Source organism: Streptomyces sp. NPDC058674 (assembly GCF_042716505.1).
Lineage (GTDB): Bacteria > Actinomycetota > Actinomycetes > Streptomycetales > Streptomycetaceae > Streptomyces.
This window is the reverse complement of sequence record NZ_JBHXSC010000072.1, coordinates 13156-34858: the sequence shown is the minus strand read 5'-3', so window position 1 is coordinate 34858 and position 21703 is coordinate 13156. Positions and strand designations below refer to the sequence as shown.

Here is a 21703-nt window from a genome sequence, read left to right as displayed (position 1 = left end):
CCCAGCGCCTCCATCGCCCGCCGCGCGCCCACGATCGAGGACTTCGTCTGCAACAGGTCCTGCGTCGTCTCCACCAGCAGCGCGTCGGCGCCGCCCGAGAGCAGGCCCTCCGCATTGACCTGGTAGGCGTCGCGGATCTGCGCGTACGTGATGTGCCCCAGCGTCGGCAGCTTCGTCCCCGGACCCATCGAGCCGAGCACCCAGCGCTGCTGCCCCGTGGAGGCCGTGAACTCGTCGGCCACCTCGCGGGCGATGCGCGCACCCGCCTCCGACAGCTCGAAGTTGCGCTCCGCGATGTCGTACTCGGCGAGCGCGGCATAGTTCGTGCCGAAGGTGTTCGTCTCCACGCAGTCCACACCGACCGAGAAGTACGCCTCGTGGACCCTGCGCACGATGTCCGGACGGGTGACGTTCAGAACCTCGTTGCAGCCCTCCAGCTGCTGGAAGTCCTCCATCGACGGGTCCTGCGCCTGGAGCATCGTCCCCATCGCCCCGTCCGCCACCACCACACGCGTGGCGAGGGCCTCCCGGAGGGCGTCGGCGCGTTGTTGCGTGTTCATCGTCATGTCAGCTGCCCCAGCTTCTCTTCCAGCAGCCCGGCAGCGTGCTCCCCGTACACCGTGCGAAGGGTGGTCAGGAGCCGCTCGGGCTGGATCTCGTACGCCTGTGAGCCGACGGCGGCCAGGACCAGCGCGGACATCGCGCAGCCGAGCTGGGCGGCGGTCCGCAGCGGCAGGCCCCAGCCGACGGCGGCCAGGAATCCGGAGCGGAAGGCGTCGCCGACTCCGGTGGGGTCTGCGGCCCGGACGTCGGGGACGGCGCCGACGGTGACGGTCGGCTCGCCCTTGGCGTCGATGCGGACGCCCTGCGCGCCCAGGGTGGTGACCCAGGTCCCGACGCGGTCCAGTACGTCGGTGTGGCTCCAGCCGGCGCGCTCGCGCAGCAGCGCGGACTCGTACTCGTTGGTGAACAGCCAGCGGGCTCCGGTGACCAGGCTGCGGACCTCGGCGCCGGTGAGGCGGGCGAGCTGCTGCGAGGGGTCGGCGGCGAAGGGGATGCCCAACTCGCGGGCCTGTTCGGTGTGGCGGAGCATCGCACCCGGGTCGTTGGGTGAGACGAGGACCAGGTCCAGGGGGGTGCGGGCGTGCACGGCGTACAGGTCGATGCGGCCGGCCTCGGCCATCGCGCCCGCGTAGAAGGAGGCGATCTGGTTGGTGTCCTGGTCGGTCATGCACATGAAGCGGGCGGTCTGGTGCTCGGTGGAGACGTGGACGGAGCCGGTGTCGACGCCGTGTTCCTTGAGCCAGACCTCGTACTCGGCGAAGTCGGGGCCCACGGCTCCCACCAGGAGGGGGTCCAGGCGCAGGCCGCCCAGACCGTAGGCGATGTTGGCGGCCACTCCGCCCCGGCGCACCTCGAGGGTGTCGACGAGGAAGGACAGCGAGACGTGTTCCAGCTGGTCGGGGAGCAGCTGGTCGACGAACCGGCCCGGGAAGGCCATGAGGTGATCTGTGGCGATGGATCCGGTCACCGCGATACGCACGTGGACTCCTGTGAGCTGGGCTGATGTCGGCGGGGCGGAGTGGAGCGGGACGGGGCCCCGGGGGCGGGGTGGCCGGGGCCCCGGGGGCGGGGTGGCGTGCGGGGGGGGACGCTCAGGCGCCGGCGGCGGCCCTGAGCTGCTCGGCGCGGTCGGTGCGCTCCCAGGTGAAGTCGGGCAGCTCGCGGCCGAAGTGGCCGTAGGCGGCGGTCTGGGCGTAGATCGGCCGCAGCAGGTCCAGGTCGCGGATGATGGCGGCCGGGCGGAGGTCGAAGACCTCGGTGATGGCCTTCTCGATGCGGTCGGTGGGCACGGTGTGGGTGCCGAAGGTCTCGATGAAGAGGCCGACGGGCTCGGCCTTGCCGATGGCGTAGGCGACCTGGGCCTCGCAGCGGGTGGCCAGTCCGGCGGCGACGACGTTCTTGGCGACCCAGCGCATGGCGTAGGCGGCGGAGCGGTCGACCTTGGACGGGTCCTTGCCGGAGAAGGCGCCGCCGCCGTGGCGGGCCATGCCGCCGTACGTGTCGATGATGATCTTGCGGCCGGTGAGGCCGGCGTCGCCCATCGGGCCGCCGATCTCGAAGCGCCCGGTGGGGTTGACCAGCAGGCGGTAGCCCTCGGTCTCCAGCTTGATGCCGTCCTCGGCGAGGCGGCGCAGCGTGTGTTCGACGACGATCTCGCGGATGTCGGGGGTCAGCAGCGCTTCCAGGTCGATGTCGGCGGCGTGCTGGGTGGAGACGACGACGGTGTCCAGGCGGACGGCCTGGTCGCCGTCGTACTCGATGGTGACCTGGGTCTTGCCGTCGGGGCGCAGGTAGGGGATGGTCCCGTTCTTGCGGACCTCGGACAGGCGCTTGGAGAGCCGGTGCGCGAGGTGGATCGGGAGCGGCATGAGCTCGGGGGTCTCGTCGCAGGCGTAGCCGAACATCAGGCCCTGGTCGCCGGCGCCCTGGGCGTCGAGCTCGTCGCCCTCCTCGCCCTCGACGCGCTTCTCGTAGGCGGTGTCGACGCCCTGGGCGATGTCCGGGGACTGGGCGCCGATGGACACCGACACGCCGCAGGAGGCGCCGTCGAATCCCTTGGTGGAGGAGTCGTAGCCGATGTCGAGGATCTTATCGCGGACGAGCTGGGCGATGGGCGCGTAGGCCTTGGTGGTGACCTCGCCGGCTATGTGGACCAGGCCGGTGGTGATGAGGGTCTCCACCGCCACGCGCGAGGTGGGGTCCTCGGTGAGGAGGGCGTCGAGGATCGTGTCGCTGATCTGGTCGGCGATCTTGTCGGGGTGGCCCTCGGTCACGGATTCCGAGGTGAACAGACGGCGGGACATGTCACTCCTGGTGGTTGGGGGCGGGGCGGACGGCGGGTCGGGGGCGGGTGGTGGGGGCCGCGGCGGTCTCCGGGGCCCGGGCCAGGGCCCGGAGGGGGCCGCGGCGCGCGGGGTGCGCGGAGTGCGGGCCGCGGGCGGGGTCGTGCGGGGGGCGGGGGTGGCCCGGTGGAGTGGGGGCGGGTTCGCGGCGCGGGGCCGCAACGTCCGGGCCGCCTCCTGGTCCTGGCCGGCGGTCCGGCGCAGGTGGTCGCGCAGGTCGGGCCGGCGTTCCCGGCCGGCCGGGCGGTCGTCTGCGAGGTGGGCCCGGTGCAGGACGCCCCGCAGTCGGGCGCTCCGGCCGTCCAGGAGCCACCGGTGGCGGGTGGGCGCCACGGTGAAGGCCTGGTCCGGCTCCTGCGGTACGGCGGTGCGCAGTGCCGTGCCCGGCCGGTACGGGTCGAACTCGCGCGTGCGCTCGCTGGGTCCGGTTCGGGGTGCGGGGGGTCTGGCCGGTGCGGTGCGCGGTACTGCCTCGGCGTCGTACGGGGTCTGCCGGGCGGCCGGGGAGCGGCGGGTGTCCAGGGGGCCGTTCCACGTGCAGTGCGGCGCCCGCGGTGAGCTGGGCGGGGGCGGGTTCGCCGTGGAGGTCGGGGGAGGGCGGGGGGCCGGGGGCGGCGACCACGGTCATGGCCACGGTGGCGGCCATCGCTTCCCTCCTCTTCCCTTGCGGCATACGGCATACGGCGTTCCGCATACGGCCTGCGGTGGCCGGTCGTGTGTGCGCCGGCGGTGTCTGCGCGGTGGTCGGTCGTGGTGCGGGTGGGCGGGCCGGGTCGTTCAGCCGGTCCGCCGGGTGCGGTGGCGGGGGCGTCGGCCGGCCGGCTCCGCGCGGGCCGCGGTCCGCCCTGACCTGCCGTTTCCGGCCGGTCCGGCGGGCCCGGTCCGGTGTCCTCGACGATCGCGTCCGGTACCGGATTCCGGCCGGAAGGCCGCTTGAGGCCGGTTCCGGCGCGGTGCCTGCCGGGGCTGCGCGCGCGGTGCGGGGACGGGGTGCACGATGGCCTGCCTCCTCGGGGCACGGCGCAGGGCGGGAGGGCCGTGCACGGACTCGTGCGCGGGTCGGTAGGGGTACCCCGGTACGGGTACGTCGGTAGGGGGACTTACGGGTACAGGGCCTTCGGTGCGGGTGCTTGCGTGCGGGTGCTTGCGTGCGGGTGCTTGCGTGCGGGTGCTGCTGGTGGACTCATGTGTGGACTCGTGGGGGACACGGCCGGACATGGTCTGTTGTCGAGGATTCTTGCGTCCGGTCCTCGGCTCGTCCTTGAGGGCGCGTCGAGCGGGGTTGGGGGGTTTCCCCACCCCCGCTCATGCCGCGGCCCCTCCCCCGCGTCCGCGGCGGCTCCCGCCCGCTTACCGGACGCGGAAGTTCGCCATCATCCCCATCGCCGAGTGGTCGAGCAGGTGGCAGTGGTAGACGTACGTCCCGCGGTAGGTGTCGAAGGTGGCGTGGAGTTTGACGGTCTCCCCGGGGAAGAGGCGGACGGTGTCCTTGGGCCCGGACTCGGCGGGGCCGGCCGGGGCGCCGTTGCGCTCCAGTACGCGGAACTGGACCAGGTGCATGTGGAAGTTGTGGGGCACGACCGTGTTGGCGTTGGTGACGGTCCAGATCTCCGAGCTGCCGTGCGCGATGGTCTGGTCGATGCGCTGGGCGTCCCAGACGCGGCCGTCCATGAGCCCCCGCGGCTCCTGGCGGCCGTCCTCGTCCATGGCGAGGACGACGGTGCGCTGGACGGTGGCGGTCCGCAGGGCCGGCAGGGTGCGCAGCACGGCCGGTATCCGGCTGGGGTCGGAGGCGGTGCGCACGACGTCGAAGCGCAGGACCCTGCCGACCTGGTCGGGGGTTCCCGGGCCCAGGGTGTTCTCCAGGACGATCTTGGTTCCGACGGGGTAGCGGGAGAAGTCGATGACGACGTCGGCCCGCTCGGCCGGGGAGAGTCCGAGGGTGTCGGTGGTGAAGGGGCGTTCCAGCAGGCCGCCGTCGGTGCCGATCTGGGTCATCTGGCCGCCGTCGGAGAGGCGGAGCTGGAAGAAGCGCATGTTGGAGGAGTTCAGCAGCCGGAAGCGGTACTTGCGGGCGGCGACCTCGAAGTAGGGGCTGGGGCGGCCGTTGGCGAGGACGGTGGTGCGGCCGAAGACGTCGTCCATGACGTAGACCAGTTGTCCGGCCTCGTCGAAGCGGGCGTCGCGCAGGGCGATGGGGACCTCGTACTGGCCGGAGGGCAGGGGCAGGGACCGCTCGGTGTCGTCGGAGAGGAGGTAGGTGGCGGACAGGCCGCGGTAGACGTGTTCCGACTCCATGTGGTGGGAGTGGTCGTGGAACCAGAGTCCGGCGGCGGGCTGCTGGTTGGGGTAGGTGTAGGTGCGCGAGGTGCCCGGGGCGAAGGTGTCCATGGGGCCGCCGTCGTTCTCGGGTGAGACGTTGCCGCCGTGCAGGTGGGCGGAGAGCGGCATGGAGAGGTTGTTGCGGTGGCGGATCACGACCTTCCGGCCGCTGCGGGCGCGCAGGACGGGGCCGGGGAAGTGGCCGTCGTAGGTGAGGACCCTGGTCTGTGTTCCGGGGATGATCTCCCGGCTCGCCTCCTTGACGGTGAGGGCGTAGGTGTCCTGGCCGCCGAGGGTGGATACCGGTTGGAGCACCGGGGTGGTCGGCATCCGCACGGTGAACGGCGGCGGGACGGCGACCGGCGGGGTGGTGCCGGCTGCGGTGGCCCGGGCGGAGCCGGCGCCGAGCAGCGGGGTGAGGCCGCCGGCGGTGAGCAGGCCTGCTCCGGTCGCGGCGGCGGCGCCGCTGAGCACGCTGCGTCTGGTGACCATGGGGTTTCCTCCTGGGAAGGGGCGGGTGGGCGCGGGGCGCCGCCCCGGGGGGCGGGGCGGGTGCGCTGCGGGCGGCCGGCGCAGGGTGTCTCCCGCGGGTGTCGCGCCGCGAGTGCACCAGATGCGCCTTGCGCATCACTGGAGCCCAGGTGGTGTGCGGGGCCGGGCGTTGCGCGGGCCTTGCGGGCTTTGGGCGACCCTCCTCATGCGTACGTACGACCGCGTACGCGCGATGGGTGCCGCCGGTTGGGCGGCCGCTGGGGGAGGCTCCCGTGGATCTGCACGACCTGCACGACTTACGCGACTGGCTGCCGCGTGCGCTGGGGGTGGCGGAGCGGTGGGGCGGGCAGTTCGGCCCGTACGAGAGCCATGAGGCGCACCGTGTGGACTCCTCGGCGTTCACGGCGGCGTTCGAGCGTCTGGCCAAGCGGATGGATCACAACTATCCGTTCTTCCACCCGCGTTACGCCGGACAGATGGTCAAGCCGCCGCATCCGGCGGCCGTCACCGGTTACCTGACCGCGATGCTGTTCAACCCGAACAACCATGCCGCCGAGGGCGGGCCGGCGACGACGGAGATGGAGCGCGAGGCGGTCGCCGAGCTGGCCGCCATGTTCGGTCTGGCGTCGCACGTCGGGCACCTGACGACCAGCGGCACGATGGCGAACCTGGAGGCCCTGTACGTCGCCCGGCAGCTGCACCCGGACCGCGGGATCGCCTACAGCGGCGAGTGCCACTACACGCACGAGCGGATGTGCCACGTGCTGGGCATGGAGGGGCACCGGATCGCGGCCGACGCGTACGGGCGCATCGACCTCGACGCGCTGGAGGACGCGCTGCGCGGCGGGCGGATCGGGACCGTCGTCGTCACCACGGGCACGACCGGGCTGGGCGCGGTGGATCCGGTGCACGAGGTGCTGGCGCTGGCGCGCCGGTACGGGGTGCGGGTCCATGTGGACGCGGCGTACGGCGGGTTCTACGCGATCTTGGGCCGGGCGGGGGCCGGCGGTGTCGAGGCGGCGCCGTGGCGGGCGGTCGCCGAGTGCGATTCGGTGGTGGTGGACCCGCACAAGCAGGGGCTGCAGCCGTACGGGTGCGGGGCGGTGCTCTTCCCCGATCCGCGTGCGGGCCGGCACTTCGCGCACGATTCGCCGTACACCTACTTCACCGACGCGGAGCTGCACCTGGGCGAGATCAGCCTGGAGTGCTCGCGGGCGGGTGCAGCGGCGGCGGGGCTGTGGCTGACGCTGCAGCTGCTGCCGCTGACCGAGGACGGTTTCGGGCGGATCCTGGCGGCGAACCGGCGGGCCGCGCTGCGCTGGGCGGACCTGCTGGCCGATTCGGCGGAGCTGGCGCTGTACCAGCGGCCGGACCTCGACATCGTGACGTACTTCCCGGTGACCGGTGACGGCCGGCTGTCCTCGATCGACGCGGCGTCAGACCGGCTGCTGCGGGACGGGATGACGGCGGAGGCCGATCCGGTGTTCCTGAGCGTGCTGCGGGCGGACGCGGACGCGTTCGTGCGGCGCCACCCGGGGGTGGTGCGCGATGCGGAGGCGGCGCGGGTGATCCGCAGTGTCCTGATCAAGCCGGAGTTCGAGCACTACCTGCCGACGCTGCACGCCCGGGTGTCGGAGCTCGCCGCGGGCGGGCGTGCCGGGGCCTGAGCGGCGCCCGCTCCCCCGGCCCCGCCCGCCCTGTTCCGCTTCCCGGTCCACTGCCCCGCCTGCCCGCCTGTCCTACTCCGCTCCGCTGCCCCGCCCGCCCGTCTGCCCTGTTCCGCTCCCCCCGCCCGCCTGACCCGTTCCGCTTCCCGCCCGGCTGTTCCTGCCGGTTCCCCTGCTCCCTTTCCCTCTCTTCTCCTCTGCTTCCTTTCCGCCGACCGGAGGTCTTTGCCGTGTCCCCGACCGCGCCCCCGACCGAGTCCTTGTCCTTGACCGCGATCCTCTCTCCAGCGCCGGACGCGCTGGGCAGATCGGCCGTCGCCCACCTGTCCGCCCTCCTGGCCTCCTCCTTCCAGGAGGACGCCCTGACCCGCTGGATGATCCCCGACGGGCGCGTGCGGGCGGAGCTGCTCCCCGGCTTCTTCCGGGTGTTCGTGGAACTGTCCGCCGCCCACGGCGGGGTGCTGACCACCGCGGACGGCGACGCGGTGGTGCTGTTCCTGCCGCCCGGTGCCGAGCCCGACGAGGCCGCCCTGGACGCGGCGCTCGCCGAGGCCCTGGGCGGGCACGTCGAGGCCCTGCGGGTGATATCCGCCCTGCAGGCGGAGCACCACCCGAAGGATCGGGCGCACTACTACATCTCCTTCGGCGCGGTGCGCGCCGGCCGCCAGCAGGGCGGTCTGATGTCCGCGCTGCTGGGCGAAGTGCTGTCCCGCGCCGACGCCGAGGGCGTGGGCGCCTATACGGAGGCCAGCTCGCCGGGGGGCGAGGCCGCGACCCGGCGCACCGGCTTCGACCGCCTGGGGGCGGACATCGTCCTGCCCGGGGGCGGACCCGCCCTGCGGCCGATGTGGAGGGACCCCCGATGAGGGGCGACGATCTGATCCGGTCGTGGACCACCGGCCAGGTGGCCCGCGGCGAGGTGCCGGCCGACGCACTGGACCCGCTCGGGCGGGTGCTCATGTGGAGCAGGGACTTCCTGGTCTCCAGCCACCCCGAGCTGGGCCGTACCGGCCCGGTGTGCCCGTACACCCAGCCCTCGCTGCGCAAGGAGCTGTTCCACCTGGCGCTGCCGTCCGCGGACTGCGACAACCTGGCCCTGGCGGTCGATTCGCTGCGCACCCGCCACGCGGTCCTGTCTGAGCCCTTGTCGCCCGAGGACCGCGAGCTCCTGACGATCCTGCTGGTCCTGCCGGGCTTCGACCCGACGGACTCGGTGGAACTGGACGAGCTCCAGCGCAAGGCGAAGGACGAGTTCGTCGCGGAGGGGCTGATGATCGGCCAGTTCCATCCGGTGTGCGAGGAGCCGGGCCTGTACAACGAGGCGTTCCGTCCGCTGCGGGCTCCGCTGCCGCTGCTCGCGGTCCGCAAGCTGCTGGTCTTCGACCTGCCGTTCCTGGTGGGTGACGACGCGCATCTGGACCACTACCTGCAGCGGTTCGCACCGGAGATCCCCTCGCGGATCCGGGACCAGCTGGTGAGCCGGGTGGTGGCTGCCTGACCGCGCCCCCGCTGCCCCGGCCCCCGGCTGACCGCGCCCCGTTGTCGGGGCGCGGTCAGCCGTCTTGTGCGGTGCGGCCGGTGCGGCCGTCAGGGCCGGGCGGCCAGGAGGCATTCCTCCAGGAAGGCCAGGACGCGCAGGTGGTAGGCGGCCGCGGTGTGGCCGAGGCTGATGTTGTGGCCTGCCCCGGGCTGGTGGTCGACGATCACGCGGGGGGACGCCGTCAGGCGGGAGGCCATCGCGGCGAGGGTGGGGGCGTCCAGGTGCCACCAGGCTTCGTGGGCGGCGAAGGTGAGGCGGACCGGGATGCGGACGTCGGGGGCCAGGGCCTCGAACTGGCGGGGCCAGTGGATGGTTTCCGCGGATTCGCGGGGCGGGGTCGGGGCGAGGAGGGTGCGGCTGGCCTGGAAGGTGCCGCGCGGGTAGAGGTTCAGCGGTCCCCAGTTGAGTTTGGTGGCGCCGCCGCCCAGGGTCGAGGGGAAGTGCAGGGCCTGGGGGTCGTAGAAGTAGCCGGTGCCGGAGGTGTCCAGTCCCAGCAGCGGGACGGCGCCGGAGGCGGCCGCGGTGTGGAGGGCGGCTTTGCCGCCGTCGGAGTGGCCCAGGAGGAAGAAGCCGGCGCCGATGTCGTGGGTGCGGGCGTGTTCCTTCAGGGCGGCGTGCAGGGTCTGCGCCTGCTCGGCGAGGCTCTGCCCTTCGGGCAGGACGTCGGCCGAGGCGCCGTAGCCGGGGCGGTCCACGGCCAGGACGGCGTGGCCCAGTGCGGTGGCGTGCGGGATGAAGGCGTTCCAGTAGGCGGCCCGCATGCCGCGGCCGTGGACGGCCAGGATGGTGGAGCGGCGGGCGGTGCCCGCCGGGGGTTCGGCGAGGATCGCGGAGAGCGGGATGCCGCCGGCGTCGAGTTCGTAGGGGGCGTGGGCGGTGGGCGCGGCCGGCCCGGCGGCGGGCGGCGGCGTGAGGGCGGGTGTCGTGAGGGCGGGTGTCGTGGTGGTCATCGCAGCGCCAGCCCCTTGCGTGCTCCGGCCATGGCGTCGACCCAGTGGGCGGGTGAGCCGGTGCGCAGCAGGGAGGTGCCCACCAGCAGGCCGCCGAAGCCGGCGTCCAGGAGGCCGGCGGCAGTGGCGGGGCTGTCGATGCCGCTGGCGCTGACGGGCAGGGCGCCGGTGGCGCGGACGGCGGGGAGCAGGTCCAGGGAGCGTCCCAGGTCGCCCGCGCCGCGCTCGCGCGTCTTGATGTCCTTGTTGTTGACGGCGATCACGCACTCGTCGGGGTGGTGGACGCAGGCGAGTTCGGCTTCCTCGGTGATTTCCACGAAGGGGGTCAGGCCGGTGAGCAGGCACTCGGTGACCAGGGTGCGCATGCTGGTGGCGGGCAGGAGGGCGGCGGTGAGGAGCACGGCGGAGGCGCCGAGCTCCTTCGCCGTGCGGATCTGGTCCTTGCGGGTGATGAAGTCCTTCTGCAGGATCGGCAGGCCGGTCAGGGCGGCGACGTCGCGCAGCAGGTCGGGCGAGCCGCCGAACCAGCGGCCGGTGACCACCGAGACGCAGGGTGCGCCGGCGGTCTCGTACGCCTGGACGATCGCGGCGGGGGTGCGGCCGCCGAGCATGTCGTAGCCGTGGGCGTCGCGTCGTTTCACCTCCATCACCACGGGGGTCGCGGAGGCCTGGAGGGCCTCGAGAAAAGGGAAGGCGGTCCGGTGGTGCTCGGTCATCGCGAGGGCTCCAGGTGGGGGTGGGCGGCGGCGGGGACGGTGGCCGGGGCCGGTACGAGGACGGCGGCCGGGACGGGAACGGCGGCCGGGGCGGGGGCGTGGGTGCGCCAGGCGCGGGCCAGGGCTGCGATCTCGGGGACGCCGAAGCGGCCGGTGGTGTGGTCGCGGGCGGCGGTGTCGACGTCGATGCCGCGGAATCCGTGGTGGTGCACGACGTCTTCGTAGGCGGGCCGGTTGTGGGGGGTGAGGCCGCCGGCGAGGAGGAAGGGGCGGGTGAGGCGGGGCAGCAGGGCGGTGAGGCGGGCGGGGTCGAGGGTGTGGCCGGTGCTGCCGATGCGGCCGTCGCCGGTGGCGGTGTCGAGGAGGAAGAGGTCGGTGCCGGCCCGGTCGTAGGCGCCGATGAGGGGGCGTTCCACGCAGCCCCCGTCTTCCTGGACGTGCAGGACCTTGACGATGCCGACTTCGGGGGGCAGTTCGGCGCGCAGGGCCCGCACGAGGGCGGGCGGCTGGTAGGCGTGGAGCTGGACCCAGCCGGCGCCGGTGCGCCGCACGAGGTGTGCGAGCGCGCAGGCGTCGGACAGGAAGGTCACCAGGACGGGCAGGAGGCCGGCCGAACGGGCCGCCGCCGCGAGGGCGGCGGACCCGTCCGGGTCCAGTTCCGAGGGGCCGCCGGGTACGCCGTGCCAGAGGCCGACGCAGTCCGCTCCGGCGGCGGCCGCCGCCTCGATGTCCTGCGGGGCGGTGGCCCCGCAGACCTTCAGCAGGGTTCGGGACAGGGGGCGGGTGGTGCTCACTTGCCCAGCCCCAGCATCGAGGCGATGCGGTTGTACTGGATCTCGTTGGTGCCGGAGTAGATCGTGCCGCCCACGGCGTTGCGGACGTCGATCTCCAGGCCGTACTCGGCCATGTAGCCGTGGCCGCCGAAGATCTGTACGGCGGTGAGGCTGGTGGCGAGGTTGCTTTCGCTGGTGACGAGTTTGGAGATGGCGAGGTCGGTGGTGATGTTCTCGCCGGCCTCCAGTTTCTCGCCGGTGTCGTAGAGCCACTTGCGGGCGGTCTCCAGCTGGATCTTCGTGTCGACGATCTTGTTGGCGATCGTCTGGTACGAACCGATCGCCTTCCCGAACGACTTGCGCGTCCTCGCGTATTCGACACAGCGGTCCAGGCGGTGTTGCATCTCGCCGACGTTGACGATGAAGGAGAAGAGGATCTCCCGTTTCATGACGTGGTCCAGGACCAGGAAGCCGCCTCCGACCCTGCCGAGGACCGCGGTGCGCGGTACGCGTACGTCGTCGAAGAAGAGCTCGCTGATCGGTGAGGTGCGCAGGCCCATCTTCTTGATGGGCTTGCCGGCGCTCACTCCGGGGGTGTTGCGGTCGACGAGGAAGGCGGTGGTGCCCAGTGGGCCGCCGTCCGGGTGGGTGCGGGCGTAGACGACGATGACGTCGGCGACGGGGCCGTTGCTGACGAAGACCTTGCTGCCGTTGATGACGAAGTCGTCTCCGTCGCGGACGGCCCGGGTGGTCATCGCCATGGCGTCGGAGCCGCCTTCGGCCTCGGTGATGGCGTGGGCGCCGATCGCCTCTCCCGAGCAGATCTGGGGCAGCCAGCGTTCTTTCTGCTCCAGGGTGCCGAACTGCTGGATCGGGATTCCGGTGGAGCAGATGGAGGTGGTGACCGAGAAGCTCAGGCCCGCGTCGCGGTTGTACTCGCCGAGGCCTTCGAGGACGTACATGGTGGTGAGGAGGGACTGGCCGAGGCCTCCGTGGTCCTCGTGGAAGGGCAGGGAGAGGATCCCGGTCTTCTGGACGAGCTTCCACTTGTCCTCCGAGAAGGCGGACTGCTCGTCGAGTTCGATGTGGTCTGCGCTGAGTGCGTCTCCCCACCGCTCCAGGCCTTCGCGCAGATCTGCCTGGTCGGCGTTCCAACGGATCACGACGGACCCCTTTTGGTCGGTTCGGTCGGGGGGTGGTGGTGCGGGTGGTTCAGTAGGCGGAGGAGCTGTGGGCGTCGAGGCTGTGGACCTCGTCACCGCGCAGGGCGGGCGAGAAGACGCAGACCAGGCGCAGGTCCTCGTGGGGGCTGGCGACGAGGTAGTGGGCGTCGTGCTGGTCGAGGGCGTACATGCGGCCCGGGACGATCTCGTGGGAGGTGCCGTCGAGTTCGATGACCTCGCCGGAGCCTTCGATGCAGTAGCAGGCCTCGAGGTGGTTGACGTACTCCAGGCGGGACTTGGTGCCGGCCAGGACGGTGGTGTCGGTGAGCGAGTAGCCCAGGCCGTCCTCGGCGAGGAGGAAGCGGCGGCTGAGGCCGTTGCCCCACTCGACGGTCTTCACGGACTCGATGTCGCGAACGATCATGGTGTTCTCCCGGTGTGAGGGTGGTGCGCGGATGGCGGGGATGAGGGGTGGCGCTCTTCCGGTCGGGTGCGGGTGGTGGGGCCGGGCCGGGTCGGGTCCGGTCGGGGCGGGTGGTCAGGAGGGGTGGTGCGGTGCGGGCAGGACCGAGCGGACGAAGGTGCGGAAGGCCTCGGTGACGTCGAGGCCGGCTTCCTGGGCGCGTTCGACGGCGGCGACCGCGGCGGAGCCGATGATCGCGGCGTCGGCGCCGGCGGCTGCGACGGCTTCGACGTCCTGCCGTGTGCTGACCCCGAAGCCGACGGCGATCGGGGACGTGGTGTGGGCCCGCAGGCCGGTGACCGTGTGGGCCAGGGCCGCGTGGCCGGCGGCGGGTGCGGTGCCGCTGCGGCCGTAGTGGGCGACGAGGTAGAGGTAGGCGGAGGCGTGTGCGGCGGCCTGGGCCTGGGTGTGGGGCGGGCTCTTGGTGTAGCAGGTGGTGACGACGGGGAGTCGGGCCGCGGCGGCGGTTTCCAGGTGGGCTTCGCGCAGTCTGGGGGGCAGGGCGTGCAGGAGGAGTCCGTCGGCGCCTGCTGCGGCGATGTCGCGGGTGGCGGTGGCCAGGTCGCGGTGTTTGAGGGAGTGGCTCCAGTCGGCGAGGAGGGCGATCCGCAGGTGGGCCAGGTGGGGGCGTACGTCGGCGATGAAGGCGAGTACGTCGTCCAGGTCCGCGCCGCCGCGTTCCAGGGCGCGGGCCGCCGAGCGGCGGATGACGGGGCCGTCGGTGATCGAGTCGGGGAAGGGGACGGCCAGTTCCAGGCAGTCCACGCCCTCTTCGTCGAGCATGAGGACCAGGTCGCGCAGGACGGGCAGCGGCGGGTCGCCGGCGTTGAGGAACAGGGCGAGTCCGGGTCCTGGGCCCTGGGTGCGGTGGGCGAAGAAGGGGGCCGGGGCGGCGGTGGCGGTCGGGGCGGCGGTGGCCGTCCCCGCGGGGCGGGTGCGGGTGGGGTTAGGCACGGGTCACCGCCAGGGTGCGGGGGGTGGACGGGGCGGCCAGGCGCCGGGCCAGGTCGTGGGCGGCGCCGGAGCGGACGGCGTCCTCGGCGAGGGCGATGGCGGAGAGCCATTCGCGGCGGTTGCCGGCGGCCACGATGAGGGCGGCGGCTCCCAGGCAGACGGTGCGGGTGGCGATCCGGCCGGCCTGCCCGGACAGGACGGACAGGAAGTGCGCGGCGGCCCCGGAGGGGTCGGCGGCGGGCCGCAGGTCGGCGAAGGAGCCGTCGGCGGGGGTGAGTTCGCCGGGCCGGACGATCCGGGTCAGGCCCCTGCCGGCGTGGATGGTGTTGGTGGCGAAGGGCAGGAGTTCGTCCGCGCCGGATTCGTTGGAGGTGAGCCAGATGCGGCGGGTGGTGGTGGTCGCGGCGAGTTCGCGCAGGGTGTCCAGGGGGGCTGTTGCCGAGACCCCGGTGACCTGGGCGGTCACCGGCAGGTCGGCGAGGAAGGGGCCCAGGGCGTTGAGGAAGCGGCCGAAGGGTTTGAGTCCGATGGGGGCCGCGGTCCGGGCCAGTCGGGTCAGCTGCGCCGGGTAGACGTACGGTCCGGCGAAGGCGATCCCGTGGGCGGCGAGGGTGTCCTCGGTCTGGGCGTGGGAGGAGGTGAGGCGGACGCCGAGCCGCTCCAGCAGGTCGACGGAGCCCAGGGAGCTGGTGTAGGCGCGGGAGCCGGTTTTGACGACCTTGACTCCGGCGGCCGCGGCGACGAACGCCGAGGCGGTGGAGATGTTGAAGGTCTTGGGCCCGCCGCCGGTGCCGACGACGTTGACGGTGCCCTCCCAGGAGGTGGTCGCCGTCGTCGGCGGCCGGCGCTCGGCCAGCGAGTCCAGCAGGTGGCGCAGGGTGTGGTGGTCGGGGAGCCTGCTGGTCAGGGAGGCCAGCAGGGCGACGACCTGGGCCCTGTCGAGGCTGCCGTCGCCGAGCTGGTCCCACCAGGACCGCCAGGTGTCCCGGCCGACCGGGGCCTGCTGTTCCAGCAGGCCGGTGAGTGCGTCGTGCACGGTCGGTCTCCGTCTCGTCCGTCGGGTGGTGGGGTGGGTGGTTCTACGCGGCCGCCGTGCTGCGGGCGTCGGCGATGAAGGCGTCGATGGCCTCGACGCTGCGGAAGTTGTTGGGGTCCAGGTCGGCGTCGCCGATGGCGAGCTCGAAGCGGTCCTCGACCCAGGCGATGAGCTTGAGGACGCCGAGGCTGTCGATGACGCCGTCGTTGAGGAGGTCGTGGTCGACGGCGAGCTCGCCGGCGGGGGTGCCCGGGAGGAACTCGGTGATGACGAAGTTCTTGATGGTGTCGACGTTGCTCATGACGGGATTCCTTCGGCGAGAGGTGCGGATACGGGTGTGGTGGTCGGTGCGGTGGTCGGTGCGGTGGTGGGGCTGATCCGGTCGAGGAGGTCGAGGGCCTTGCGGTCGACTTTTCCGGTGGCCGTCTTGGGCAGCGGGTCGTCGGTGAGGGTCAGCTGGTGGGGTACGGCGGCCCTGGGCAGGTGCCGGGCGCAGTGGGTGCGCAGCTGGAGGCCGGTGAGGGCGCTGTGGGGGGCGCGCCGGACGGCGGCGATGAGTTTGCGGCCGGCGATCGGGTCGGGCAGGGCGGCGACGCCGGCTTCCAGGACGTCGGGGTGTTCTTGGAGGACCCGTTCGATCTCGGCGGTGTTGACGGCGACTCCGCGGACCTTGACCTGGAAGTCGGTGCGTCCGTTCAGGTGCAGGGTGCCGGTGGCGTCGCGGCGGACGAGGTCGCCGGTGCGGAACCAGCGGCGGTCGTCGAGGCCGAGGGGGTGGTCGGTGAACTTGTCGGCGTGGCGGGTGCGGTCGAGGTAGCCGCGGCTCTGGAAGGGGGTGTGGACGTAGAGCTCTCCGCTGCCGGGGCCTTCGACGGGGGTGCGGGTGTCGGGGTCCAGGACGAGGGCGTGTACGCCGGGCAGGGGGCGGCCGATGGGGACGGGCGGGAAGGTGGTGGCGGTGGTGTCGATCTCGTGGATGAAGCTGTCGTTGGTTTCGGTGCAGCCGTAGATGTTGTGGATGCGGGCGGTGGGGAAGAGGGCGGGTAGGGCGGCGAGGGTGCGGTCGGCGATGGCGTCGCCGGTGAACATGACGTGGTCGACGCCGGGGAAGGTGTCGCCGGTCTTGGCGGCGGCGTCCTGGAGGAGTCCGAAGGCCATGGGGACGGCCTGGACGACGTGGACGTCGTGGCGCAGGACCAGGTCGCGCAGGTGGCGGCCGTGGGCGGCGAGGGCGGGGTCGACCAGGACGACGCGTCCGCCGCGGGCCAGGGTGGTCCACACGTCCAGGAGGCAGAGGTCGAAGTTGAGGGGGGCGTAGTTCAGGACGGTGCGGCCGGGGCCGATGTCGAAGGCGTTGCCGGCCCAGCGGGTGAAGCGGTCCACGGCGTCCAGGGCCAGGGGGACGATCTTGGGGAGGCTGGTGGAGCCGGAGGTGGTGAGCATGAGCGCGGTGTCGGCGGCCTGGTCGGCGGGCAGCGGCTGGGCGGGGGTGTCGGGGCTGGGGGTGACGCGGGCGCTGTGGCCGCCGGGGGCCAGGACGTGGGCGCAGCCTGCCTGGGCGAAGAGGTCGGCCAGGAGGGTGTCGGCGAGGGCGGGGGACGGCAGGAGCAGGGGGCGGCGGGCGAGGAGGCAGCCCAGGACGAGGGCGACGGTGGCGGGTGACTTGTCGGCGAGGATGCCGACGGGGGCGTGGGGGGCGAGCTGGAGGAGGGCGAGGCGGTCGCGTTCGCGGCCGGCCCTCTCGTAGAGCTCGCGGTAGGTGGTCTCCTCGTCGTTGAAGACGAGGGCGGTGGCGTGGGGGCGGTCGCGGACCTGGGTCAGGAATCCGCCGAGGAGGCCGAGTTCGACGGCCGGGGTGGTGGTCACGGCAGGTCGCCTCCCTGGGGGCGGGTGGGCGCGGCGAGTTCGATCCAGCCGCTCTTGACGGCGGTTCCGCCGGGGGTCTTGCAGGTGAAGCGGATGGTGCGGGCTTCGGTGTCGGGCTGGAGGGTGATCTCCAGGGGGGTGTCGGGGGCCACGGGGGCGGAGAAGCGGCAGCCCAGGCCGCGGACCCGGGCGGAGTCGCCGTCGGCGAAGCGGTCGACGGCTTCCTCGACGGCGAGGGCGACGACGCTCATGCCGTGGGCGATGACGGTGTCGAAGCCGGCTGCGCGGGCGGCGTCGGCGTCGAGGTGGATGGGGTTGAGGTCGCCGGAGGCGTGGGCGTAGGTGCTGATCCAGTCGGTGGTCAGGGTGTGGACGGCGCTGTGGGCCGGGCCTGCGCCCTGGGGGGCGGGGGCGGGGGGGCCGCCGGTGATGTCGCCGAAGGGCTCCAGGCGGGTGGCGCCGACCAGGAGGGCGGAGATGAGCAGTTCCGCGAAGGGGTCGGGGCCGTCCTCGCCGGTGAGGCGGACCCGCAGGGCGATGCGGGCGCCGCGGGCCTCCTTGCGGATGCCGGCGACGTCGAGGGCGGCGGTGACCTGCTCGCCGGGGCGCACGGGGCGGGCGGTGCGGATGTCCTGGGCGAGGTGGACGACGGAGACGGGGCCCGGTTCGGATGCGGTGAGGGCGGCGACGGTCTGTTCGGCGAGGGTGTGGGCCAGGACGAAGGTGTGGACGGGTGAGGCCTGGCCGGGGCGGGCGGTGGCCAGTCCGCGGCGGGCGGCGCCGCGGTAGTCGGTGATCTGCGGTTCGGTGACGGTCACGGTGGTGACGGGGGCGGGCAGCGTCAGGAGCGTCATGCCGGCACCACCACGAGGGAGGAGTTGTGGCCGCCGAACCCGAAGGAGTTGGTGAGGGCGGGTCCGGGGCGCACGGCGCGGGGGGTGCCGTGGACGACGTCGATGTCCATTCCTGGCTCCAGCTGTCGGTGGTTGGCGGTGGGTGGTACTTCGCAGTGCCGCATGGCCTGCACGGTGGCGATGAGTTCGACGGCTCCGGCGGCGCCGATGAGGTGGCCGATGACCGACTTGGGTGCGGTGACGGGGGGCTGGTGGGTGCCGAACACCTTGGTGAGGGCGGCGGCTTCGGAGCGGTCGTTGTGGGGGGTGGAGGTGCCGTGGGCGTTGACGTGGACGATGTCGTGGGGGGCCAGGCCGGCGTCGGCGATGGCGCCGGCCATGGCGGCGGCAGCGCCGGCGCCGTCGGGGAGCGGCATGGCGAGGTGGTGGGCGTCGGCGGTGGCGGCGTATCCGGCGACCAGGCCGTAGGTGGCCGCGCCGCGGGCGCGGGCGTCCTCCAGGCGTTCGAGGACGACGAATCCGGCGCCCTCCCCCATCACGAAGCCGTCGCGGTCCTTGTCGAAGGGGCGTGAGGCGTGTTCGGGGTCCTCGTTGCGCAGGGAGACGGCGTTGAGGTTGCCGAAGCCGGCGAGGGTGACGGGGGTGAGGGTGTGTTCGGCGCCGCCGGCGATGACGAGGTCGGCGCGGTGGGTCTGCAGGAGCATCAGGGCGTGGCCGATGGCGTCGGCGCCGCTGGCGCAGGTGTTGGCGACGGTGAGGGCGGGGCCGGTCCAGCCCAGGCGGATGGCGATGTGGGCGGCGGCCGCGTTGGGCATGGTCATCAGCGGCATCAGCGGGTTGACGCGGGCGGGTCCGCCTTCGGTGAAGTGGGCGGATTCCAGGTCGCTGGTGGCGCGTCCGCCGACGGCGTTGCCGACGACGATGGCGGTGCGGCCGGCGTCGGCGGCCGGTGATCCCGCGTCCCGGTGGGCGGCGAGGGCGGCGGCGGTGCCGTAGTGGGCGAAGGGGTCCATCCGGCGGGCTTCCTTGGCGGGGACGAGCCCGGCGAGGCCCTCCAGGCCCCGGACGCGGCAGCCGATCCGTACCCGGTGGCGGCTGAGGTCGAAGTGGGTCAGCTCGGCGGCGGTGGAGCGGCCGGTCCGCAGCGTCGTCCACAGCTCGTCCGGGGTGCACCCGCCGGGGGTGACCACGCCCATGCCGGTGATGGCTACGGGCGGTAGCGCCGAACTGCCCCTGGACGGTGTAGGCATGTCTGCTCCCTGTGGCGTAGCGGCGGTCGTCGTGGGGGCGCTCAGATGATGCGGCACTCGCGTGCCGACTTGATGAAGGCCTCGGCGGCGAATTCGAGGTCGGCCTTGGTGTGGGCGGCGGTGATGGCGATCCGCAGCCGGGCCAGGTCGTTGGGGACGGCCGGGGTGACGACGGGGAGGCCGATGACGCCGTTCTTGCGGCAGACGGTGGCGTAGTCGTAGGCGGCGGTGTCGGATCCGGCGATGACGGGGACGACGGCGGTCTCGCTGTCGACGGTGGACATGCCGGCCTCGTGGAGGGTGGTGCGGAAACGCTCGGACTCCTGCTGGATGAACTCCACGCGCTCGGGTTCGCGTTGCAGGATGCGCAGGGACTCCAGGGCGGCGGCGGACTGGGCGGGTCCCAGGGCGGCGGAGAAGAGGAAGGGGCGGGCGGCGTACTTGAGGTGGTGGATGAGCTCGGCGGAGCCGGCGACCCAGCCGCCCATGGAGGGGATGGCCTTGGAGAGGGTGCCGAGTTTGACGTCGACCTTGACCTCGTAGTCGAAGTGCTCCTCGATGCCCTTGCCGGTGGCGCCGATGACGCCCAGGGCGTGGGCCTCGTCGACCATCAGCAGCGCGTTGTGGGCGTCGCAGACCTTGCGCAGGTCGACCAGGGGGGCGATGTCGCCGTCCATGGAGTAGACGCTGTCGACGATGACCAGGCGGACCCCGGTGTCGGGGGCGGCGGCCAGGCGGCGCTCCAGGTGGGCGACGTCGTTGTGGCGGAAGCGGGTGACGGTGGCTCCGGAGAGCTTGCAGCCGTCGACGATGCTGGCGTGGTCGTACTTGTCGATGAAGACGGTGTCGCCGGGGCCGACGAGGGCGCCGACGGTGCCGACGTTCGCGGCGTAGCCGGAGCCGAAGACCAGGGCCTGCTCGCGGCCGGCGAACTTGGCCACCTCGGCTTCCAGTTCCTCGTGCAGGGGGGTGGAGCCGGCCAGGGCGCGCACTCCGTGGTTGCCGGTGCCGTAGCGGTCGACGGCCGCCTTGGCGGCGGAGACGACGCGCTCGTCGCCGGCGAGGCCGAGGTAGCTGTAGCCGGACATCATCAGGAGGCGCTGGCCGTCCTGGTCCGCGTAGGCCGAATCGCGTTCGACGGTGTAGGCGACGAAGCTGTTCTTCCGGTTGGGCTCGTATTCCAGGGACCGGACGCGGTCTCGGAAGTAGGCCAGTTTCGGCTCGAGTCGGCTCCAGGCAGCGGATGCGTTCACGTGCTTCTCCTCGTCGCGATCGTCCGGCGGACCCGGAACTCCCTCTGTGCTCCGCCGTTGTTCCGGCGGGGCTCTAGTGGAATTCCATTAAGACTCGGGGGGCGCAATAGCGGCGCAAGAGCGGGGCCGTAGCGGGACCGCAGCAGGAGTGCAGCGGCGCTCGAAACCGGAAGGAAAATGCCCGGACCTGGGCTTTCATTCGCGCAGAAATGTTTGCCGGTCTCTGTTGACATGCTCAGACGGCCCGCCGGTATCCTCTGAATCGCACCAGCCAGGGGGACACACGGCCGGAAGCCGACCGTTTCGGAGAGTGCATAGTGCTGATCAGACTGATGGGTCTTGTCACGATCGAGCCGGACGGAGCAGCGCCCCGACACCTTTCGAGCGCGCAGGCGCAGGTGGCGTTCGCCCGGCTGCTGATCGAGCGCAACGGGGGGACGGACCGCGACCAGTTGGCCGAGACCGTATGGCCCGAGGGCCTGCCGGAGACGTGGGCGTCGGCGCTGCGCAGCCTGGTGAGCCGGGTGCGTACGTTCGTCACGACGCCGCAGGACGGGCCCGGCGTCATTCCGCTGGTCGCGCAGAGCGGCCGCTACCTGCTGCGGGTTCCCGAGGACGCGGCCGTGGACGTGGAGTGCGCGGAGGCCGCGGTGGCCGAGGCGTCGGAGGCGTACGCGCTGGGTTCCTTCGCGGTGGCGCAGCAGTTGGCGGCCGGCGCGGTGTCGAACCTGCGCGGCTCGTTCCTTCCCTCGCACGAGGGCGAGTGGGTCAACGCGATGCGCGAGCAGTTGGAGGAGCTGCGGCTCAAGGCGCTGGAGACGGCGAGCCTGTCGTCGTCGGCGCTGGGCGACGAGCACCATGCGCTGCGGTACGCGGAGGAGGCGGTGCGCCGGGCGCCGTTCCGCGAGAGCGCGTACCGCTGCCGGATGGCGGCGCACACGCGGGCCGGGAACCGGGCGGAGGCGCTGCGCAGTTACCAGCAGTTGCGGGAGGTCCTGGCGGAGGAGCTGGGGATCGATCCGGCGCCGGAGACGGAGGCGGCGTACCTGGAGCTTTTGCGCACTCCGGAGCCGCGGCCGGCCCTGCGGTCGGTGGCGTGTCTGGACCCGGTGCTGATGGGGGTCTTCGAGGTGGACCACCGGGCGCCGGCGCCGCGGCCGTGTTCGCTGGCCGACCACGGGTGCGTCACGCACCGCATCGGCTCCTCCCCCGCCGCCTGAGGGGTTCGACGTGAGGGGGCCGCCGCCGCGGGTGTCCGCGGCGGCGGCTTCGGCCTGTCCGGGCGCGGGCGGGCGGGTACGTGAGCACGCCCGGGCCGGGGGTTTTCCGTACGGGCGGCCGTGGCGCGGCCGGGTCCCGGGGCGGGTCGGGCGCGTGCACGGGCGGGGCCGGGGGTGCGGGGGCGACCGGGCGGGGCGGGGGTGCGGGGGCGGCCGGGGGGCGGGGACGGCGGGCGGCCCCGGTCTCCCTGGGGGGTGGGAGGCCGGGGCCGGGGAGG

At 73.0% G+C, this 21703-nt stretch carries 20 protein-coding genes; 4 read left to right on the top strand and 16 right to left on the bottom strand.

Going from position 1 to position 21703, the window contains the following annotated elements:
• From ACFWU6_RS28390 to ACFWU6_RS28375, 4 genes are all read right to left on the bottom strand, one after another.
• A partial coding sequence (locus ACFWU6_RS28390) for a homocysteine S-methyltransferase family protein (protein ID WP_383983780.1) occupies positions 1–566 on the bottom strand: 566 nt, incomplete at its 3' end.
• Positions 563–1543 (bottom strand): carbohydrate kinase family protein, encoded by a 981-nt coding sequence (locus tag ACFWU6_RS28385; RefSeq protein WP_383983778.1) that lies wholly within the window; start codon positions 1541–1543, stop codon positions 563–565. The genes ACFWU6_RS28385 and ACFWU6_RS28390, both read right to left, overlap by 4 nt.
• A gap of 112 nt (positions 1544–1655) precedes the next feature.
• Positions 1656–2867, bottom strand: a complete 1212-nt coding sequence (metK, locus tag ACFWU6_RS28380) for a methionine adenosyltransferase (protein WP_383800209.1) — start codon at positions 2865–2867, stop codon at positions 1656–1658.
• A 1389-nt stretch (positions 2868–4256) separates the two neighbouring features.
• Positions 4257–5720, bottom strand: a complete 1464-nt coding sequence (locus tag ACFWU6_RS28375) for a multicopper oxidase family protein (RefSeq protein ID WP_383800059.1) — start codon at positions 5718–5720, stop codon at positions 4257–4259.
• Between the two features lie 272 nt (positions 5721–5992).
• Between ACFWU6_RS28375 and ACFWU6_RS28370 the strand changes: the two genes are divergently transcribed.
• The 3 genes from ACFWU6_RS28370 to ACFWU6_RS28360 all read left to right on the top strand — a co-directional run bounded on the left by ACFWU6_RS28370 (position 5993) and on the right by ACFWU6_RS28360 (position 8885).
• Positions 5993–7387, top strand: coding sequence for a pyridoxal phosphate-dependent decarboxylase family protein (locus ACFWU6_RS28370; RefSeq protein ID WP_383800057.1), 1395 nt, complete (start codon positions 5993–5995; stop codon positions 7385–7387).
• Positions 7388–7653: 266 nt separating this feature from the next.
• Positions 7654–8253 carry a hypothetical protein gene (locus ACFWU6_RS28365; protein WP_383800054.1) on the top strand — a complete coding sequence of 200 codons (600 nt, stop codon included), beginning with the start codon at positions 7654–7656 and terminating at the stop codon, positions 8251–8253.
• Complete coding sequence (locus tag ACFWU6_RS28360) at positions 8250–8885, top strand: DUF6875 domain-containing protein (RefSeq protein ID WP_383800051.1); 636 nt, start codon at positions 8250–8252, stop codon at positions 8883–8885. The genes ACFWU6_RS28365 and ACFWU6_RS28360 overlap by 4 nt, the downstream gene beginning before the upstream one ends.
• Positions 8886–8974: 89 nt before the next feature.
• On the opposite strand, the gene ACFWU6_RS28355 is transcribed toward ACFWU6_RS28360, so the two are convergent.
• From ACFWU6_RS28355 to ACFWU6_RS28300, 12 genes are all read right to left on the bottom strand, one after another.
• On the bottom strand, positions 8975–9877 hold the full coding sequence (locus ACFWU6_RS28355; RefSeq protein WP_383983776.1) for an alpha/beta hydrolase: 903 nt from the start codon (positions 9875–9877) through the stop codon (positions 8975–8977).
• Complete coding sequence (locus ACFWU6_RS28350) at positions 9874–10593, bottom strand: indole-3-glycerol-phosphate synthase (RefSeq protein WP_383800045.1); 720 nt, start codon at positions 10591–10593, stop codon at positions 9874–9876. The genes ACFWU6_RS28355 and ACFWU6_RS28350 overlap by 4 nt, the downstream gene beginning before the upstream one ends.
• Positions 10590–11387, bottom strand: coding sequence for an N-(5'-phosphoribosyl)anthranilate isomerase (locus tag ACFWU6_RS28345; RefSeq protein WP_383983774.1), 798 nt, complete (start codon positions 11385–11387; stop codon positions 10590–10592). The genes ACFWU6_RS28350 and ACFWU6_RS28345 overlap by 4 nt, the downstream gene beginning before the upstream one ends.
• The gene (locus tag ACFWU6_RS28340; protein ID WP_383800040.1) at positions 11384–12529 is read right to left on the bottom strand and encodes an acyl-CoA dehydrogenase family protein; all 1146 of its coding nucleotides are present in this window, start codon (positions 12527–12529) and stop codon (positions 11384–11386) included. Before ACFWU6_RS28340 ends, ACFWU6_RS28345 begins: the two co-directional genes overlap by 4 nt.
• Positions 12530–12578: 49 nt before the next feature.
• Entirely contained in the window at positions 12579–12953 is a 375-nt protein-coding gene (locus ACFWU6_RS28335) for an ectoine synthase (RefSeq protein WP_030390275.1), read from the bottom strand.
• Positions 12954–13067: 114 nt separating this feature from the next.
• Positions 13068–13946, bottom strand: coding sequence for a tryptophan synthase subunit alpha (trpA, locus tag ACFWU6_RS28330; protein WP_383983772.1), 879 nt, complete (start codon positions 13944–13946; stop codon positions 13068–13070).
• Entirely contained in the window at positions 13939–14982 is a 1044-nt protein-coding gene (locus ACFWU6_RS28325; RefSeq protein WP_383800034.1) for an anthranilate phosphoribosyltransferase, read from the bottom strand. The genes trpA and ACFWU6_RS28325 overlap by 8 nt, the downstream gene beginning before the upstream one ends.
• Before the next feature lie 43 nt (positions 14983–15025).
• Positions 15026–15283 carry an acyl carrier protein gene (locus ACFWU6_RS28320; protein WP_383800031.1) on the bottom strand — a complete coding sequence of 86 codons (258 nt, stop codon included), beginning with the start codon at positions 15281–15283 and terminating at the stop codon, positions 15026–15028.
• On the bottom strand, positions 15280–16848 hold the full coding sequence (locus ACFWU6_RS28315; RefSeq protein ID WP_383983770.1) for an AMP-binding protein: 1569 nt from the start codon (positions 16846–16848) through the stop codon (positions 15280–15282). Before ACFWU6_RS28315 ends, ACFWU6_RS28320 begins: the two co-directional genes overlap by 4 nt.
• Positions 16845–17702, bottom strand: a complete 858-nt coding sequence (locus ACFWU6_RS28310) for a MaoC/PaaZ C-terminal domain-containing protein (protein ID WP_383800025.1) — start codon at positions 17700–17702, stop codon at positions 16845–16847. Before ACFWU6_RS28310 ends, ACFWU6_RS28315 begins: the two co-directional genes overlap by 4 nt.
• Positions 17699–18952, bottom strand: coding sequence for a beta-ketoacyl-[acyl-carrier-protein] synthase family protein (locus tag ACFWU6_RS28305; RefSeq protein ID WP_383983768.1), 1254 nt, complete (start codon positions 18950–18952; stop codon positions 17699–17701). Before ACFWU6_RS28305 ends, ACFWU6_RS28310 begins: the two co-directional genes overlap by 4 nt.
• Before the next feature lie 41 nt (positions 18953–18993).
• Positions 18994–20205, bottom strand: a complete 1212-nt coding sequence (locus ACFWU6_RS28300) for an aminotransferase class I/II-fold pyridoxal phosphate-dependent enzyme (RefSeq protein WP_383983766.1) — start codon at positions 20203–20205, stop codon at positions 18994–18996.
• Between the two features lie 332 nt (positions 20206–20537).
• Between ACFWU6_RS28300 and ACFWU6_RS28295 the strand changes: the two genes are divergently transcribed.
• Entirely contained in the window at positions 20538–21425 is an 888-nt protein-coding gene (locus tag ACFWU6_RS28295; RefSeq protein ID WP_383800017.1) for a BTAD domain-containing putative transcriptional regulator, read from the top strand.
• Positions 21426–21703 lie beyond the last annotated feature (278 nt).

Bases quoted from the DNA above. Each gene is read 5' to 3' on its own strand.
- metK (WP_383800209.1), bottom strand. From the start codon at position 2,867: ATGTCCCGCCGTCTGTTCACCTCGGAATCCGTGACCGAGGGCCACCCC.
- ACFWU6_RS28375 (WP_383800059.1), bottom strand. From the start codon at position 5,720: ATGGTCACCAGACGCAGCGTGCTCAGCGGCGCCGCCGCCGCGACCGGA.
- ACFWU6_RS28360 (WP_383800051.1), top strand. From the start codon at position 8,250: ATGAGGGGCGACGATCTGATCCGGTCGTGGACCACCGGCCAGGTGGCC.
- ACFWU6_RS28355 (WP_383983776.1), bottom strand. From the start codon at position 9,877: ATGACCACCACGACACCCGCCCTCACGACACCCGCCCTCACGCCGCCG.
- ACFWU6_RS28350 (WP_383800045.1), bottom strand. From the start codon at position 10,593: ATGACCGAGCACCACCGGACCGCCTTCCCTTTTCTCGAGGCCCTCCAG.
- ACFWU6_RS28335 (WP_030390275.1), bottom strand. From the start codon at position 12,953: ATGATCGTTCGCGACATCGAGTCCGTGAAGACCGTCGAGTGGGGCAAC.
- ACFWU6_RS28320 (WP_383800031.1), bottom strand. From the start codon at position 15,283: ATGAGCAACGTCGACACCATCAAGAACTTCGTCATCACCGAGTTCCTC.
- ACFWU6_RS28310 (WP_383800025.1), bottom strand. From the start codon at position 17,702: ATGACGCTCCTGACGCTGCCCGCCCCCGTCACCACCGTGACCGTCACC.
- ACFWU6_RS28305 (WP_383983768.1), bottom strand. From the start codon at position 18,952: ATGCCTACACCGTCCAGGGGCAGTTCGGCGCTACCGCCCGTAGCCATC.
- ACFWU6_RS28295 (WP_383800017.1), top strand. From the start codon at position 20,538: ATGGGTCTTGTCACGATCGAGCCGGACGGAGCAGCGCCCCGACACCTT.